Here is a 15,632-nt window from a genome sequence, read left to right as displayed (position 1 = left end):
TTCACAATCGTCCGGCCCGACTCCAGCGCTTTGCCTGCAAAGTGGCGGCAGAGGCCGGTGAGCAGAACACTTTTGTAGGAGCGGCTTTAGCCGCGAGTTCTTTGTTCGCCTTGATAAAAAGCTCGGGGCTAAAGCCCCTCCTACGCGTTACGCGAACGGCCGCTTCTGCCTTATAGCTGCCTCTTCAACGTTGCCTGAAAATCGTCAACTGATTCTTAGCTCATCAGCACGTGCGCATGCTGCTGACAGGTACGCTGGGCACGGGCGCGCAGTTTGGCGCGTCGCGGTGCATGCTGGCGACGCCATACCGGATCGCTGGGTGAGGCGGGCAGGGCAGGGAAGTCTTCGGCCAGCTGGGCTTCGAGCTGATGACGTTTGAGCAGGCGCAACATGCCCCACAACATGGCCGCCGATACCAGTAACCAACCGGAAATCATCAACAGAATATAGCTTTCAGGACTCATGGGGCCTCCTCGGCCTGCGGGCGAGAGTCGACGTGCAAACGCTGTTTGACGCTCGTCCCCTGCAGGCATTGGTCTATCACGCTGCAGGCGTATTGTTGCAGCGTCATGAATGCATTTGGCTCTTTAACGGGGGCATCGACGAGCGTCCACGCCAGTGGCGATTTATGCAGGCTGTGTTGCAGGTGTTCGAGTTTCTCGGTCGGTAGCCCGTCATCGCGATCCAGCCAACCGTGCTCACCGATCAGCATCAGGCGTTCGACCCGCGCCGTCGGCAGCCCTTCGAGCAAGGCGATGATGGCGTCGTAGGTGCGTTCGAACCCCCCGATATGCAGCGAACGGCTGTTCAGCACCATGATCACCGCATCCGTGCCGGCCACGCTTCGCGCCACGCTGTCAGCGTCGAACGGCGTGCCGCTTTTGGCCGCCAGACCTGGGCGTGCAGCGATATCGGTCGGGTCATCGACGATCACCACGACCTGCAGACCGCGCTCCAGCGCGACGTCCTGCAACGCGTCGTTGACGCGATCCGGTGCGCCGTAGAGGGCGATTTTCTCGATGGGGCCAAGGTTGCTCATGATCGTGCTCAAGTCTGTCGCTGCTGGCCGGGTTCCTGGTCGGCCGCATCACCCATCGGCTTCACTTCGATATCGGTGATCTCGCTGGGCAGCTCGCTGCTGTGCAGCGATTCGATGTGGTAACGGGCCTGTTCGGGCGTTAGCACCGAGGCTGCAGCCTGCACTTCCGTGGATTTCTTCTGCTTGCCAAGCCGGTAGCTGACGAGAAAGTAGTGATTTCTGGACATCCGAACCTCCTTTCGTCGTGCGCCTCGGACGCGAGGCGGCGTGCTCGCCTGTCAGGACAATAGAGAAGCCGGCGTTGCATGGCGTTCAGGTTTTTCGCCCAGCGGTAAGCTGGCAAAAAAGGCAAACCTCTGGTCGAGGCACGGGTCGATTGCACAGGCGCGGGCGAGCGCAGCGCTGGACTTCATGAGCGAGCAGGCTGGAGCAACAGACTTGAGTTTCTGGGACGCGGTACTGGCCACGCTGGCCAGCGAATTTTCCGATCTGAGTACCCCCGAGCAGTTGACCCAGGTCACCCTGCGGCTGCTGCTGGCGGCGCTGCTAGGCGGCTTGCTGGGCTTCGAGCGAGAAACCAGCGGCAAGGCGGCCGGCGTGCGCACCCATATGCTGGTGGCCATCGGCTCGGCGATGTTCGTGCTGGTGCCGGCGCAGATGGGCGCCGAGCACGATGCCATGAGTCGGGTCATCCAGGGCCTGGTCGCCGGTATCGGCTTCCTGTGCGCCGGCACCATCATCAAGGGCGACTCGATGACCGAGGTGAAGGGCCTCACCACCGCCGCCGGCATCTGGCTGACCGCGGCCATCGGCATCACCATCGGCATGGGGCGCGAGGCCACGGCGGTGCTGGCCACGCTGATGGCGCTGTTCATCTTCAACACCGTGCCGCACCTGATCGCCTGGCTGGAGAAGCGCGCGCGTAGATGACGGGAACGTCTGCGAGCTGGCAGCGCTCTTATGGAGTACCTCGTGAAGATGGGAGCTGGGTATGTTCCGTAATTTCAAGGGATGCATTGCCTGGACGGACGCCATGAAGGACGGCCAACACTACGTTGGCCTGATCGAGTACCAACCCAAATGCGCCGGCGCTGCCGTGCAGTTGCTCTGGGTGCCAGCACTGGGCTCGGTGTGCGAGAGCGAGGCGGAAACCGCCGCCGACAACATGCTGCGCCAGATCCGCGACATCACCATCGACGGCGACGTGATCTACCGCGACGGCGTCGCGCTATAGCCCCATTCCCTCCCGGCGCGAGCCCGCGCCGTTGCCGCCGGGCCCTCCGGCGGATCACTGAAACTTTTGTTTTTACCGGCCAGTCACCCGTAAAGGCCAACATTACGGGAGATCGCCACATGGCGCGTGCAATCTGGAAAGGGGCGATCAGTTTCGGGCTGGTTCACATTCCCGTGTCGCTGGTTTCGGCCACCGAATCCAAGGGCATCGACTTCGACTGGCTGGATGCGCGCAGCATGGAGCCGGTTGGCTACAAGCGGGTCAACAAGGCCACCGGCAAGGAAGTCGACAAGGAGCACATCGCCAAGGGCGTGCAGGTGGAAAAGGGCCGCTACGTGATCATCAGCGAAGACGAGATTCGCGCTGCTCACCCCGAGTCCACCCAGACCATCGACATCTTCGGTTTTCTCGATGCCGAGAACATTCCCCTGCAGAACATCGAGCGCCCCTATTACCTGGCGCCGGACAAGCGCGGCGAAAAGGTCTATGCGCTGCTGCAGCAGACCCTCAAGAGCTCCGGCAAGGTGGCGCTCGCCAACGTGGTACTGCACGTCAAGCAGCACCTGGCGGCGGTGATGGTCGACGGCGATGCGCTGCTGCTGGTAATGCTGCGCTGGCCCGATGAAGTGCGTGGCCTGGATACCCTGGAGCTGAGTGCGGCGGTGACCGGCGCCAAGCTCAGCAAGGGCGAGCGCGATATGGCCAAGCGCCTGGTGCGTGACATGAGCGTCGAGTGGTCGCCCGATGAGTATCAGGACACCTTCCGCGACAAGATCATGAAACTGGTCGAGAAGAAGGCCAAAGCCGGCAAGATCGAAGACGTGGAAAGTGGTGAGCGCAAGCCGCCGAGCAAGAGCGCCGACGTCATCGACCTTACCGATCTGCTCAAGCGCAGCCTCGAGGGCAATTCCAGCAAACCGGCGCGCAAACGCTCGGCCAAGTGAGGTAAGCGGCCATGGCCAAGGCAACCAGTGCATACAACCGCAAGCGCAATTTCGACTCCACCAGCGAGCCCCGCGAACCTGCGCGGCGCAGCCGGGCCAAGGCGGGTGCATTGACGTTCGTGGTGCAGAAGCACGATGCCCGAAACCTGCACTACGACTTTCGCCTGGAGCTGGAAGGCACCCTGAAAAGCTGGGCCGTGCCCAAGGGGCCGAGCCTGGACCCTAAGCAGAAGCGCCTGGCTGTGCATGTCGAGGATCATCCGCTGGCTTACGCCAGCTTCGAGGGCAGCATTGCCGAGGGCAACTATGGCGCAGGCGATGTGATCGTCTGGGATCAGGGTATCTGGCAGCCCGAGGGCGATCCCGTCGCGGCGTATGAGGCCGGCAAGCTCAAGTTCACCCTGATCGGCGAGAAGCTCAGTGGTGCCTGGACCCTGGTGCGCACCCGCCTGAAAGGCAGCGGCGACAAGCAGCAGTGGCTGTTGATCAAGGAGCAGGATGACGTGGCCCGGCCCGCCGACGAGTACGACATCGTCAGCGAGCTGCCGGCCAGCGTGATCAGCGGCGAGCTGGTGGGTGGCATGGAAAAGCCCGCCGCCAACCAGGCGCGCGAGAGCCAATCGCGCAGCAAGGCACCGGCCAAGGCGAGCCGCAAGAAAGCCGCCAAGATTGCCATGCCGGATAGCCTGTCGCCCGAGCTGGCCACCCTGGTTGAGTCGCCGCCGGCCGGCGACTGGCTCTACGAGATCAAGTACGACGGTTACCGGATTATGGCCCGCGTCAAAGGCGGCGAAGTGACGCTGTTCAGCCGCAACGGCCACGACTGGACGGCGCGCATGGCGCCCCAGGCCAAGGCGCTGGAGAAACTGAGGCTTGGCGACAGCTGGCTGGACGGCGAGGCGGTGGTGCTCGACAAACAGGGCATGCCGGATTTCCAGGCCCTGCAGAACGCCTTCGATGACGCGCGCAGCGGCGACATCCTGTATTTCCTGTTCGACGCGCCCTGGCTCGATGGCGTCGACCAGCGCGAATTGCCGGTCGAGCAACGCCGCGAAGCGTTGCAGCAGAAGCTGCCTAAACGCAAAGGCCCGCTGCACTTCTCCGAGGCCTTCGAGGTCGATCATCAGAGCGTGCTGGGTAGCGCCTGTGCCCTGGGTCTGGAAGGGGTGATCGGCAAGCGTGCCGGCAGCCCCTATCGATCCTCGCGCAGCGCCGACTGGATCAAGCTCAAGTGCCGGCAGCGCCAGGAGTTCGTGGTGGTCGGTTTCACCAAGCCCCAGGGCAGCCGCTCGGGTTTCGGTGCGCTGCTGCTGGCGGTCAACGAGGCGAAGGGCCTGCGCTACGCTGGGCGGGTCGGCACCGGCTTCAACGAGGCGCTGCTCGCCAATCTGCACAAACGCATGAAAGCGCTGGCGCGGGATGACTCGCCGCTGCACAAGCAGCCAGGCGCGGCCCAGCGCCGTGGCGTGCAGTGGATCGAGCCGCAACTGGTGGTCGAGGTGGCCTTCGCCGGCTGGACCGGCGAGGGCCTGGTGCGCCAGGGCGCCTTCGTCGGCGAGCGCAGCGACAAGCCGGTCGAGCAGATCGTCGAGGAACAGCCGGCGTCAGCCAAGGTCGTGGAAGAGGGCGCGTCAGGAAATGAAGAGCCCGGCAAGGTTTCGCCGCGCAAGGGGCGTGAGCAGATCGGCGAGGTGTCGGTCAGTCATCCAGAGCGTGTCATCGACGAGCAGAGCGGCACCAGCAAGGCGCAGCTCGCACGCTTCTACGCCGAGATTGCCGACTGGCTGCTGCCCGACGTACGCAATCGGCCGGTCTCGCTGTTGCGCGCGCCAGGCGGCGTCGGCGGCGAGCAGTTCTTCCAGAAGCATGCCGAGCGCTTGGCGATTCCCAATATCCGTCATCTGGATGCCGACCTCGACCCCGGTCACGACCGGCTGATGGCCATCGACAGCGTACCGGCCCTGGTCGGCGCCGTGCAGATGGGCACCATCGAATTGCATACCTGGAATGCCGCCTACGCCAGCATCGAGCGGCCGGACCGGCTGATCCTCGACCTCGACCCGGACCCGGCGCTGCCCTGGCGCACCGTGCTGGAGGCCACGCGCCTGAGCCTCTCGGTGCTCGACGAACTGGGCCTGGAAATCTTCGTGAAAACCAGCGGCGGTGCTGGCATGCATCTCGTGGTGCCGTTGGCCCGGCATGTCGACTGGGACACGCTGAAGGCCTTCGGCAAGGCAATTTCGCAGTTCATGGCCAGCGAGTTGCCGGATCGCTTCAGCGCTCGTATGGGCCCCAAGAATCGCGTCGGCAAGGTTTACCTGGATTATCTGCGCAACGGCCGCGGCGCCAGCACCGTGGCTGCCTATTCGGTGCGCGCGCGGCCCGGCCTGCCGGTATCGGTGCCGATCAGCCGCGAAGAACTGGGGCAGTTGCGCGACTCGAAACAGTGGCATATCGGCAACCTGCAACAGCGGTTGGCCAAGCTCGATGAGGATCCTTGGACCGGTTATGCCACTCGCCAACGCATCACCAAGGCCATGTGGAGGAAGCTCGGTGTCGAGGCGCCCTGAGATCCTTTTTACGATCTTGGGGCTCGACTTCAGCGCTTTGATTGCAAAGTGGTGGATTGACCGATCGCGATCTTGTAGGAGCGGCTTTAGCCGCGAGTTTTTAAAGGCAAATAAAGAGCTCGAGGCTAAAGCCTCTCCCACGAGTGAACGACCGCTTCTGCTTTTTAGCACCTTATTCAATGCCGCCTTAACGGTCGTGTGCAGGTTCTGAGACACAGCTGCCTCGCCTCGGAAACTATGAACTTTGCCAAAGCCGCCAGGTTCGGAGATAGACAGGTCGCGGCACCCGGGAATCCTTGCGCCAGAGAAGGGCGACGGGTGCCGACGGCACACCGCATTCAGCCAGGTACTGTCGCCTGCAGCCCGTGGCGCGCCACGGCGCAACAGCTTATACGCCTGCCAGGCGTGAGGAGCCCGTTTCGATGCCATCTGCTTATTCGCAAGCCGACTTTCTGCAGGAACCGGTCCGTTTGAATCACGGAGAATTGTCGCTGGAGCGTGCGTTGCAGTTGCCGCGCCTGGCCATCGAGGAGGTCGAGCCGCAGGTCGAACAGGGGCGTTTCGCTGCCAAGGCCATCGCCGGGGATCGGGTCACGGTCAGCGCGCTGATCTTCGCCGATGGCCACGACAAGCTGGCCGGTGAGGTGCTGTGGCGCGACATGGGTGCGTCGGACTGGCATCGCGAACCACTAGTGGATGTCGGCCTCGAGCGCTGGCAGGCCGAGATCACTCCGCAGCGTGTCGGCGAGGTGGAGTTTCTCATCGAGGCCTGGTGGGACATCTACGCCAGTTACTGCTACGAGTTGTCGAAGAAATTCGGCGCCGGCGTCAACATTAACCTCGAACTGCAGGAAGGCCAGGCCTTGCTGCGCGAGGCCGCTGACAGGGCCGAGGGTGATCTGGCCATCAGCCTGCAGGCGCTGTGCGACGAGTTGCTGGAATTGCAGAGCTTGGACGAGCGCGTAGCGCTGCTGCTGGCGCCCGAAACCGCTGCCCTGGTACGCCGCGCCGAAGGCCATCCGCATCGCACCCGCAGCGCTACCTATCTGCTCGACGTGGAGCGCCCGCTGGCGCGCTTCGCCAGCTGGTACGAGCTGTTCCCCCGTTCGGAAACCGACGACCCCGAGCGCCATGGCACCTTGCGTGACGTGATCAAGCGCCTGCCGGCCATTCAGGCCATGGGCTTCGACGTGCTGTACTTCCCGCCGATTCATCCCATCGGCACCACCCATCGCAAGGGTCGCAACAATTCGCTGAGCCCTGGCCCGGACGATCCCGGCAGCCCCTACGCCATCGGCAGCCCGGACGGCGGCCACGAGGCCATTCACCCGCAGCTCGGCACCCGTGAGGATTTCGTCGCGCTGGTTGAGGCGGCCCGCGAGCATGACCTGGAAATCGCCCTGGATTTCGCCATCCAGTGCTCGCCCGATCACCCATGGCTCGAGCAGCATCCCGGCTGGTTCAGCTGGCGCCCGGACGGCACCATCCGCCATGCCGAAAACCCGCCGAAGAAGTACGAGGACATCGTCAACGTCGACTTCTACGCCAGGGATGCGGTGCCCGACCTATGGCTGGCGCTGCGCGACGTGGTGCGCGGCTGGGTGGAACTGGGCGTGTACCAGTTCCGGGTCGACAACCCGCACACCAAGCCGCTGCCGTTCTGGGAATGGCTGATCGCCGATATCCGCAAGACCCATCCGCAGGTGATGTTCCTCGCCGAAGCCTTCACCCGCCCTGCGATGATGGCGCGCCTGGGCAAGGTGGGCTTTACCCAGAGCTACACCTATTTCACCTGGCGCAACACCAAGGCCGAGCTGGAAAGTTACCTGACCCAGCTCAACGAGGCGCCGTGGCGCGATTGCTATCGCCCCAATTTCTTCGTCAACACGCCGGACATCAACCCGTACTTCCTGCACCACAGCGGCCGCGCGGGCTTTCTGATCCGCGCCGCGCTGGCGACCATGGGCTCGGGGCTGTGGGGCATGTATTCGGGCTTCGAGATCTGCGAATCCCTGCCGGTACCGGGCAAGGAGGAGTACCTGGATTCGGAGAAGTACGAGATTCGGGTGCGCGACTATCAGGCGCCGGGCAACATCGTCGCCGAGATCGCCCAGCTCAATCGCATTCGCCGGCAGAACCCGGCGCTGCAGACCCATCTGGGGTTCCAGGCCTACACCTGCTGGAACGACAACATCCTGTACTTCGGCAAGCGCACCGCCGACCGCGAGAACTTCATTCTGGTGGCGGTCAGTCTCGACCCGCACAACGCCCAGGAGGCGCACTTCGAGTTGCCGCTGTGGGAACTGGGCCTGGATGACCACGCTACTACCCACGGTGAAGACCTGATGACCGGCCACACCTGGCACTGGCACGGCAAGACCCAGTGGATGCGTATCGAGCCCTGGCACCAGCCGTTCGGCATCTGGCGCATCCGCGTGGCGAGCTGAGGAACCGTTCGATGGCACGCCGAGCCTGGCATTGCACCTTTCCTGATGACCGCTGCGGAGCGGGCCACTCGATGGCCGGTTCACTCGGTCGTCCTCTGGCATCTATTGGCTTCTGCTCGCCGAGGAGGCGCACATGACCAGCTCGCACTCAACGTCGGTCGATCCCATGCCGGAGCTGACCACCCTGGTGATCAACGACCAACTCGCCGAGCTGTTGCAACTGCCGGCTCGCGCGACTCTTGAGCAAGAGTCCCTGCCGGCTTACCTACCCAAGCGGCGCTGGTTCTCCGGCGGGGCCGAGGACGTGAAGCAGTTGAAGCTGCTGTATGCCGTCCCGTTCGGCAGCGCGGATCAACCTTACGTGCTCGCTGAAGTTGAGGTCGTACGCCAGTCCGGCAGTATCGAACACTATCAGGTGCCGCTCGGCTACGTGGGCGAGCAGGACGCCGGCAGCGACCTGCCGCAACAACTGGCCCTGGCCCGGCTGCGGCGCGGTAGTCAGGTAGGGCTGCTCACCGACGGCTATACACTGCCGGGTTTCGTGCGCCATGTGATGGGCCAGTTGAGTGCGCGCCGCGTGCTGGGCTGGCAGGCTAGTGAGATCCAGTTCGTGCCCACTGCGCGCCTGCAGGAGCTGGGCGACCTCAGCCATGCCGAGGTCAAGCTGATCTCCGCGGAGCAGTCCAACAGCTCGGCGATCATCGATGAACAGGCCGTGCTCAAGCTGGTACGTCGCGTGCTGCCGGGCATCCACCCGGAGGCGGAGATCGGCGGCTACCTGACGGCGGCGGGCTTCGCGCACATCGCACCACTGCTGGGCGAAGTGCGCCGCGTGGACGAGCAGGGCGTGCCCCACACCCTGATGATTCTGCAGGGCTACCTGAACAATCAGGGCGATGCCTGGCAGTGGACGCTGAACAACCTGGAGCGCGCGGTTCGCGAGGAACTCGCCGGCGGGCATGTCGAACAGGACAACCGGCATGGCGCCCTGGCCGAGCTGGAAACCTTCGCCGTCCTGTTGGGCAAGCGTTTGGGTGAGATGCATGTGGCCCTCGGCCAGGCCAGCGACAACCCTGACTTCGGCTACCACGAGACCGGCGACGCCGAAGTGGCCGAGTGGTCGCAGAACATCACCGCGCAAGTACGTGAGGCGCTGAAGGTAATCGCCGAGGGGCGCGGACACTTACCGGGTGAAGCCGCCAACCAGGCGGACTGGCTGGCCGCCCGCCATGAGCAGATTCTCGAACGGGTCGAAGACCTGGCGCGACGGTCGGCGGGTGGTATTCGCATGCGTGTGCATGGCGACCTGCACCTGGGCCAGGTACTGGTGGTGCAGGGCGACGCTTACCTGATCGATTTCGAGGGCGAACCGACTCGCACCCTGGAAGAGCGCCGCGCTTTCTACAGCCCGCTCAAGGACGTCGCCGGCATGCTGCGCTCCTTCGACTACGCGGCCGCCATGGCCATGCGCAGCGCCCAGAGCGGTGACGTCACTGCCGAGGCCGAACAGGCCCGCCAGCATATCGCCGGGCTGTATCGCAGCCAGGCCAGAACCGCATTCAATGAAGCCTACCGGCTGGCGGCAGCCGATCTGCCCCACGCCTGGCACGACCGCGAAGGTGAAGTGGCAGCCCTGGCGCTGTTCTGCATCGAGAAGGCGGCTTACGAAATTCTGTATGAAGCGCGCTATCGTCCTGATTGGCTGGAAGTTCCGGTGCAAGGGTTGATAGAGCTGAGCAACTATCTCTTGGGGAGCGGTAAACGATGAGCAATGGAGAAACCGAGCGCCAGGTGGCGGGTATCGAGCGCGCCGCCGTCGAGGCCCTGATACGGGGCGAGCATGGCGATCCGTTTTCGATTCTGGGCCCCCATGCGTTCGCCCACGGGCTGACCATTCGCGCCTACCTGCCCGGCGCCCTTGGTGTCGAGCTGATCCACGCGGTGAGTGGCGAGGTGCTCGGCACCCTGGAACAGTCCAGCGTGCCGGGGTTGTTCAGCATCCGCATCGAGCAGCAGGTGCCGTATCGCTATCGCATCCAGTGGGGCACCGGTGTACAGGAAACCGAAGACCCTTACGCCTTCGGTCAACTGCTCGGCGAGATGGACCTGTACCTGTTCGCCGAGGGCAATCACCGCGAACTGGGCAAGAGCCTGGGCGCCCAGTTCACCACCCATGAAGGCGTGCAGGGTGTGCGCTTTTCGGTGTGGGCGCCCAACGCGCGTCGGGTATCGGTGGTTGGTCACTTCAACGGCTGGGATGGCCGCCGCCATCCGATGCGCCTGCGCCAGCCCAGCGGCGTGTGGGAACTGTTCATCCCACGCCTGGCGCCGGGCGAAGTCTACAAATACGAGATTCTCGGTCGTGACGGCCTGCTGCCGCTCAAGGCCGACCCCATGGCGCTGGCCAGCGAGTTGCCGCCGGCCACTGGTTCGGTGGTCTCCGCGCCGCTGCAGTTCGACTGGCACGACGCGCATTGGCTCGAGCAGCGCCAGGCCCAGCAGGGCTACCAGGCGCCGATGTCGATCTATGAATTGCACGCCGGCTCCTGGCGCCGCGAGGGCGGCGAGAATGGCCGCCTACTGAGCTGGCGCGAGCTGAGCGAACAGCTGATTCCCTATGTGCAGCAACTGGGCTTCACCCATATCGAGCTGATGCCGATCATGGAGCACCCGTTCGGCGGCTCCTGGGGGTATCAGTTGCTGTCGCAATTCGCGCCGACCGCCCGTTACGGCAGCCCGGCGGATTTCGCCGCCTTCGTTGACGCCTGCCACCAGGCCGGCATCGGCGTGATCCTCGACTGGGTGCCCGCGCATTTCCCCACCGACGCCCATGGCTTGGGCCAGTTCGACGGCACCGCGCTGTATGAGTACGCCCATCCCTTCGAAGGCTTCCACCAGGATTGGGATACCTACATCTACAACCTGGGCCGCACCGAGGTGCACGGCTTCATGCTGGCCTCGGCGCTGCACTGGCTGCGCACCTATCACATCGACGGCCTGCGTGTGGATGCCGTGGCCTCGATGCTCTATCGCGACTATTCGCGCAAGGAAGGCGAGTGGATCCCCAACCGCTTCGGCGGGCGCGAGAACCTGGAAAGCATCGACTTCCTGCGCCACCTCAACGACGTGGTCGCCCAGGAAGTGCCCGGTGCCTTGGTGATCGCCGAGGAATCGACCGCCTGGCCCGGCGTCAGCCGACCGACCCAGGAAGGCGGCCTGGGTTTCTCCTACAAATGGAACATGGGTTGGATGCATGACAGCCTCAAATACGCTGCCGAGGATCCGCTGCACCGTCGCCACCATCACCATCAGCTGACGTTCGGCTTGCTGTACGCCTTCTCCGAGCATTTCGTGCTGCCCATCTCCCACGACGAAGTGGTGCACGGCAAGCGCTCGCTGCTCGACAAGATGCCCGGTGATCGCTGGCAGAAGTTCGCCAACCTGCGCCTGTACCTGAGCTTCATGTGGAGCCATCCGGGTAAGAAGCTGCTGTTCATGGGCTGCGAGTTCGGCCAGTGGCGCGAGTGGAACCACGACCACGAGCTGGACTGGTATCTGCTGCGCTACGGCGAGCACAAGGGCGTGCAGCAACTGGTCAGCGATCTCAATGGGCTGTACCGCCATGAGCCGGCGCTGCACCAGCTCGATGGCAGCGCCGAAGGCTTCGCCTGGCTGATCGGCGACGACGCCAGCAACAGCGTGTTCGCCTGGTTGCGCCACGACAAGGACGGCGCGCCGCTGCTGGTGGTGCACAACTTCACGCCCGAGCCGCGCAACGGCTACCGCATCGGCGTGCCGAAAGAGGGCGCCTGGCATGTGCTGCTCAACAGCGATGCCGAGCGTTACGCCGGCTCCAATGCGGGCTGCCAGGGTGGGCTGTTCAGCGAGTCATTGGCCAGCCATGGCCAGCCCCAATCGCTGAGCCTGGATCTGCCGCCACTTGGCACGCTGGTGATCAAGCCGCAATGAAACGAGAAAGGGTGGACCGATTGCTCGGCCCACCCTTTCTGCTTTCAAGCGCGGGACTTGTTCAGGCCCCTGTAGCCGTCACACGTAAGCTTGTGCGGCAAAACCTCGTGGCAGGCGATTGCGGCCGGGCAGGTCGGTCAGGTGCTGCTGCCAGGAAGTGCGCCAGTCGGTACGCGGCTGTGCGACCTTGGCCTTGCGGGCGGCGCGTCGCGAGGCATTGCGGGCATCACGGCGCGCCTGCTTGTACACCTCGGTGTTGCGGCAGTTGCGGCATTTCACCTGGTTGAGTTCCTTGCTGGAGGCCAGCTTTTCGCCGTGGGTGCCGCAGGCGAGATGACCGTCGATCTTGTAATGGGTAACCATGTGGATCTCCTTGCTCATATCGATCCTGGAGCGCAACTCGCTCCGCGTCCGCAGGCCAGGCGTTACGGGCCTTCGTGAGGGGTAGACCGCTTCGCTTGTGAATGGGTTCTGATTGTTTTGCCCAGCCCAGAGGGCGTTACGGACGGGTATGCCCGGCAAATAATCGCGGACACCGCAGCGTTGCCGTTGTCAGAGCTTCGAGCTTTCCATTGCGAGGAGTCATCGGTGACGCCCCATTTCCTGCGTTCATCTGCTGCGCTATTGGCCGTGTTGCTGGCTGGTTGCGCGTCCCAGCCACGTGAGCCGGTGCCCAAACCGGCCGAAGTGCGCGCGCAGATCGTGCGGCTGATGCCGATGAACACGCCGGATCGGGAAGGATGGGCCGCGGATATCTACGCTGCCTTCGCCGCTCAGGAGATCGCGCCGACCACCGAGAACATCTGCGCCGTGCTGGCGGTGACCGAACAGGAATCGACCTTCAACGCCGACCCGCCAGTGCCGGGGCTAGCCAAGGTCGCCCGGGCGGAAATCGATCGACGCGCAGCCAGTCTGCACGTGCCCCGGCTGCTGGTGAACGCGGCGCTGCGCATCCAGTCGCCGACCGGCAAGACCTACCAGCAGCGCCTGGACAGCGTGCGCACCGAAAGGCAGCTGAGCGAGATCTTCGATGACTTCACCGGCATGGTGCCGCTGGGGCGCCAGCTGTTCGGCGGGCTCAATCCGGTGCACACCGGCGGGCCGATGCAGGTGAGTGTTGCCTTTGCCCAGGCCCATGCCGAGAGCTATCCCTATCCGCCAGACGGCTCGATCCGCCGCGAGGTATTCAGCCGTCGTGGCGGCATGTACTTCGGTATCGCTCATCTGTTGGGCTACCCGGTCAACTACCCGAAACAGCTGTACCGTTTTGCCGACTTCAACGCCGGCTGGTACGCCAGCCGCAATGCGGCGTTTCAGAATGCAGTCAGCAGTGCGTCGGGCATTCCCCTGGCGCTGGATGGCGACCTGATCATTCACGGCAGCAGCAAGGTCAGCGCCACCGAGCTGGCAGTGCGCTCCCTTGGCATGCGGCTGAATCTCAGTGACCGGGCGATTCGCCGGGATCTGGAGCAGGGCAGCAGCCTGGAGTTCGAGGACAGCCGCCTGTACGAGCGGGTTTTCGCCCTGGCCGACGAGGCCGAGGGCAAGCGGGTGCAGCGCGAGTTGTTGCCGGGCATCGTGCTGGAAAGCCCGAAGATTACCCGCCGCCTGACCACCGCCTGGTTCGCTGAACGCGTGGATGCGCGCCACCAGCGCTGCATGGCGCGGGCCCGATGAACGGCTGCTCAAAAGTTCCAGAATGGGAGCAGCAGGTCGGTTAGCATGACCCGCTCACATCCCGTGGCGCTGGAGCAGGCATGAGGGCGCAGAGTTGGGTCGACCTAGCCCAGGACACAGAAACCGGTATCGAGACCATTCGCGCGCATTTTCGCGGCCATGCCTACGATCCCCACTGGCACGACGCCTACCTAGTCGGCTTCACCGAGCAGGGCGTGCAGCAGTTCAATTGCCGCAAGCAGTTGAACAGCAGCCTGGCCGGCCAGGTGTTCATGCTCGAGCCTGGCGAGTTGCACGACGGCCACGCGCCGGAGCCGGAAGGCTTCACCTACTCGATGCTGTACCTGGATACCCAGTGGCTGGAGCGTGAACTGCGCAGCCTGTTCGAGCAGGCACCGGCCGACTGCCTACCAGCCTTTGGCGCCACCCTGGCCAGTGACCCGCGCCTGCTCGCAGCGGTGGTCGAAGCGTTCGGCGCCCTGCATGGTCGGGATCTGCGCATGGTCAGGCAGTCCGCCCTCGATAATCTTCTGGCGCGTCTCACCGAGCGCCTGCATTGGCGCCGCCGCCTGGAGGTCGACCCGCGCCTGCCGCTGGTGGCCCAGCGTGCGCGGGACTTCCTGCATGACCAGCACACCCGCGATATCGGCCTGGATGACCTGGCCGCCGCCTGCGGCGTGGACCGCTTTCGGCTGAGCCGCGCCTTCAAGGCTACCTTTGGCCTCGCGCCCCATGCGTACCTGGTGCAACTGCGCCTGGCTCGTGCGCGGCACCTGCTGGCCCGTGGCGAGCCGCCGGTGCAGGTGGCGGCGATTCTCGGTTTTGCCGACCAGAGCCACCTGGGGCGCTGGTTCCGTCGCGCCTACGGCATCACCCCGGCGAACTACCAACGGCGCTGCTCAAACCTTCCAGACCGCTGAGGCGCCAGCGTCGATGATCAGGGCTCGGATCGTACAGGAGCCCGTCATGACCCAGTTGTTGCCCTTCATGCTGTTCGCCTTCGTTGCCTCCATCACCCCGGGGCCCACCAACGTGCTGGTGCTGGGCAGCAGCGCCCGCTATGGCGTGGCGGCTACATTGCCGCTGGTGCTCGGTGCCTGTGTGGGCGCGGCGGCCATCGTGGTGGCGGTCGGGCTTGGCCTGGGTGAATTGCTGCAACGGCACCCGCGTCTGCAATGGGCGATGGCCTGGTTTGGCGTGCTGTGGCTGAGCTACCTGGCCTGGCGCATTTTCAGCAGCCCTGCGGCGGCGCTGGATGGCTCGGCGGTGACGGCGGACGAGAAGTGCCTCGGGCTGTTCGCTGGCGCAGCGTTGCAGTTGGTCAACCCAAAAACATGGATGATGGCCCTGGCGGTGGTCAGCGTGTTCGCCACGCCGGGGCCCGGTCAGGCGCTGCGGGTAGCGCTGCTGGCGGCGATCTTCCTGGCCATCTCCCTGCCGTGCCTGGGTTGCTGGGCGTTGCTGGGGCGCGGCGCCGCACGCTTGTTCACGTCGGCCCGCGCCATGACCCGTTTCAACCAGATCATGGCCGTGCTGCTGTTGGCCTCGGCCTGGCTGGGTGCGCCGTTGTAATCGTTCACGTTCCTCGACGTGGCGGGGGCGAATGGCGCAAGGTCTATTGGCTGAAGCTTGTAGCTTCGTAGGATGGGTGAAACCCATCAACGCTAGATGGGTTTCACCGATCCTACATGTAGCAAATGAATTCATGTGGGAGCGCGCCATGCGCGCGAAATAGCGGCAACGCCGCGCCCA

The 15,632-nt window shown here is 64.4% G+C and carries 14 protein-coding genes; 10 read left to right on the top strand and 4 right to left on the bottom strand.

Annotated elements, in window-relative coordinates:
* Positions 1-215 precede the first annotated feature (215 nt).
* The 3 genes from BM279_RS05200 to BM279_RS05190 are packed head-to-tail and all read right to left on the bottom strand — an operon-like array spanning position 216 to position 1,266.
* Positions 216-464: a hypothetical protein gene (locus BM279_RS05200; RefSeq protein ID WP_093501627.1), complete on the bottom strand. Its 249-nt coding sequence runs from the start codon at positions 462-464 to the stop codon at positions 216-218.
* Complete coding sequence (locus BM279_RS05195; RefSeq protein ID WP_093501625.1) at positions 461-1,039, bottom strand: NAD(P)H-binding protein; 579 nt, start codon at positions 1,037-1,039, stop codon at positions 461-463. The genes BM279_RS05200 and BM279_RS05195 overlap by 4 nt, the downstream gene beginning before the upstream one ends.
* Before the next feature lie 8 nt (positions 1,040-1,047).
* Positions 1,048-1,266 (bottom strand): hypothetical protein, encoded by a 219-nt coding sequence (locus tag BM279_RS05190; protein WP_093501623.1) that lies wholly within the window; start codon positions 1,264-1,266, stop codon positions 1,048-1,050.
* Between the two features lie 211 nt (positions 1,267-1,477).
* Between BM279_RS05190 and BM279_RS05185 the strand changes: the two genes are divergently transcribed.
* The 7 genes from BM279_RS05185 (at position 1,478) to glgB (ending at position 12,203) form a co-directional block, all read left to right on the top strand.
* On the top strand, positions 1,478-1,969 hold the full coding sequence (locus BM279_RS05185; RefSeq protein WP_425272664.1) for an MgtC/SapB family protein: 492 nt from the start codon (positions 1,478-1,480) through the stop codon (positions 1,967-1,969).
* A 61-nt stretch (positions 1,970-2,030) separates the two neighbouring features.
* On the top strand, positions 2,031-2,273 hold the full coding sequence (locus tag BM279_RS05180; protein ID WP_013791909.1) for a hypothetical protein: 243 nt from the start codon (positions 2,031-2,033) through the stop codon (positions 2,271-2,273).
* Positions 2,274-2,392: 119 nt separating this feature from the next.
* A complete protein-coding gene (ku, locus tag BM279_RS05175; protein WP_093501619.1) occupies positions 2,393-3,217 on the top strand; it encodes a non-homologous end joining protein Ku in 825 nt (274 codons plus the stop codon).
* Positions 3,218-3,228: 11 nt separating this feature from the next.
* A complete protein-coding gene (gene ligD, locus BM279_RS05170) occupies positions 3,229-5,787 on the top strand; it encodes a DNA ligase D (protein ID WP_093501617.1) in 2,559 nt (852 codons plus the stop codon).
* Between the two features lie 422 nt (positions 5,788-6,209).
* Positions 6,210-8,234, top strand: coding sequence for an alpha-1,4-glucan--maltose-1-phosphate maltosyltransferase (locus BM279_RS05165; protein WP_244154122.1), 2,025 nt, complete (start codon positions 6,210-6,212; stop codon positions 8,232-8,234).
* A gap of 133 nt (positions 8,235-8,367) precedes the next feature.
* Positions 8,368-10,002, top strand: a complete 1,635-nt coding sequence (locus BM279_RS05160) for a putative maltokinase (protein WP_093501615.1) — start codon at positions 8,368-8,370, stop codon at positions 10,000-10,002.
* Positions 9,999-12,203, top strand: a complete 2,205-nt coding sequence (gene glgB / locus BM279_RS05155; protein ID WP_093501613.1) for a 1,4-alpha-glucan branching protein GlgB — start codon at positions 9,999-10,001, stop codon at positions 12,201-12,203. The genes BM279_RS05160 and glgB overlap by 4 nt, the downstream gene beginning before the upstream one ends.
* 78 nt (positions 12,204-12,281) lie before the next feature.
* On the opposite strand, the gene BM279_RS05150 is transcribed toward glgB, so the two are convergent.
* Positions 12,282-12,566, bottom strand: coding sequence for a hypothetical protein (locus tag BM279_RS05150; protein ID WP_093502500.1), 285 nt, complete (start codon positions 12,564-12,566; stop codon positions 12,282-12,284).
* Between the two features lie 225 nt (positions 12,567-12,791).
* On the opposite strand from BM279_RS05150, the gene BM279_RS05145 reads away from it, so the two are divergent.
* From BM279_RS05145 to BM279_RS05135, 3 genes are all read left to right on the top strand, one after another.
* A complete protein-coding gene (locus BM279_RS05145) occupies positions 12,792-13,880 on the top strand; it encodes a DUF1615 domain-containing protein (RefSeq protein WP_093501611.1) in 1,089 nt (362 codons plus the stop codon).
* A gap of 80 nt (positions 13,881-13,960) precedes the next feature.
* Positions 13,961-14,800: an AraC family transcriptional regulator gene (locus BM279_RS05140; RefSeq protein WP_093501609.1), complete on the top strand. Its 840-nt coding sequence runs from the start codon at positions 13,961-13,963 to the stop codon at positions 14,798-14,800.
* A 46-nt stretch (positions 14,801-14,846) separates the two neighbouring features.
* Complete coding sequence (locus tag BM279_RS05135; protein ID WP_093501607.1) at positions 14,847-15,452, top strand: LysE family translocator; 606 nt, start codon at positions 14,847-14,849, stop codon at positions 15,450-15,452.
* The last annotated feature ends 180 nt before the right edge of the window (positions 15,453-15,632 follow it).

The sequence above is a fragment of the Phytopseudomonas straminea genome (assembly GCF_900112645.1).
Taxonomy (GTDB): Bacteria; Pseudomonadota; Gammaproteobacteria; order Pseudomonadales; family Pseudomonadaceae; genus Aquipseudomonas; species Aquipseudomonas straminea.
This window is presented reverse-complemented; position numbering and strand designations above follow the sequence as displayed.

Coding starts and splice junctions, on each gene's coding strand:
- BM279_RS05200 (WP_093501627.1), bottom strand. CDS start 464: ATGAGTCCTGAAAGCTATATTCTGTTGATGATTTCCGGTTGGTTACTG.
- BM279_RS05195 (WP_093501625.1), bottom strand. CDS start 1,039: ATGAGCAACCTTGGCCCCATCGAGAAAATCGCCCTCTACGGCGCACCG.
- BM279_RS05190 (WP_093501623.1), bottom strand. CDS start 1,266: ATGTCCAGAAATCACTACTTTCTCGTCAGCTACCGGCTTGGCAAGCAG.
- BM279_RS05180 (WP_013791909.1), top strand. CDS start 2,031: ATGTTCCGTAATTTCAAGGGATGCATTGCCTGGACGGACGCCATGAAG.
- ku (WP_093501619.1), top strand. CDS start 2,393: ATGGCGCGTGCAATCTGGAAAGGGGCGATCAGTTTCGGGCTGGTTCAC.
- ligD (WP_093501617.1), top strand. CDS start 3,229: ATGGCCAAGGCAACCAGTGCATACAACCGCAAGCGCAATTTCGACTCC.
- BM279_RS05165 (WP_244154122.1), top strand. CDS start 6,210: ATGCCATCTGCTTATTCGCAAGCCGACTTTCTGCAGGAACCGGTCCGT.
- BM279_RS05160 (WP_093501615.1), top strand. CDS start 8,368: ATGACCAGCTCGCACTCAACGTCGGTCGATCCCATGCCGGAGCTGACC.
- glgB (WP_093501613.1), top strand. CDS start 9,999: ATGAGCAATGGAGAAACCGAGCGCCAGGTGGCGGGTATCGAGCGCGCC.
- BM279_RS05150 (WP_093502500.1), bottom strand. CDS start 12,566: ATGGTTACCCATTACAAGATCGACGGTCATCTCGCCTGCGGCACCCAC.
- BM279_RS05140 (WP_093501609.1), top strand. CDS start 13,961: ATGAGGGCGCAGAGTTGGGTCGACCTAGCCCAGGACACAGAAACCGGT.
- BM279_RS05135 (WP_093501607.1), top strand. CDS start 14,847: ATGACCCAGTTGTTGCCCTTCATGCTGTTCGCCTTCGTTGCCTCCATC.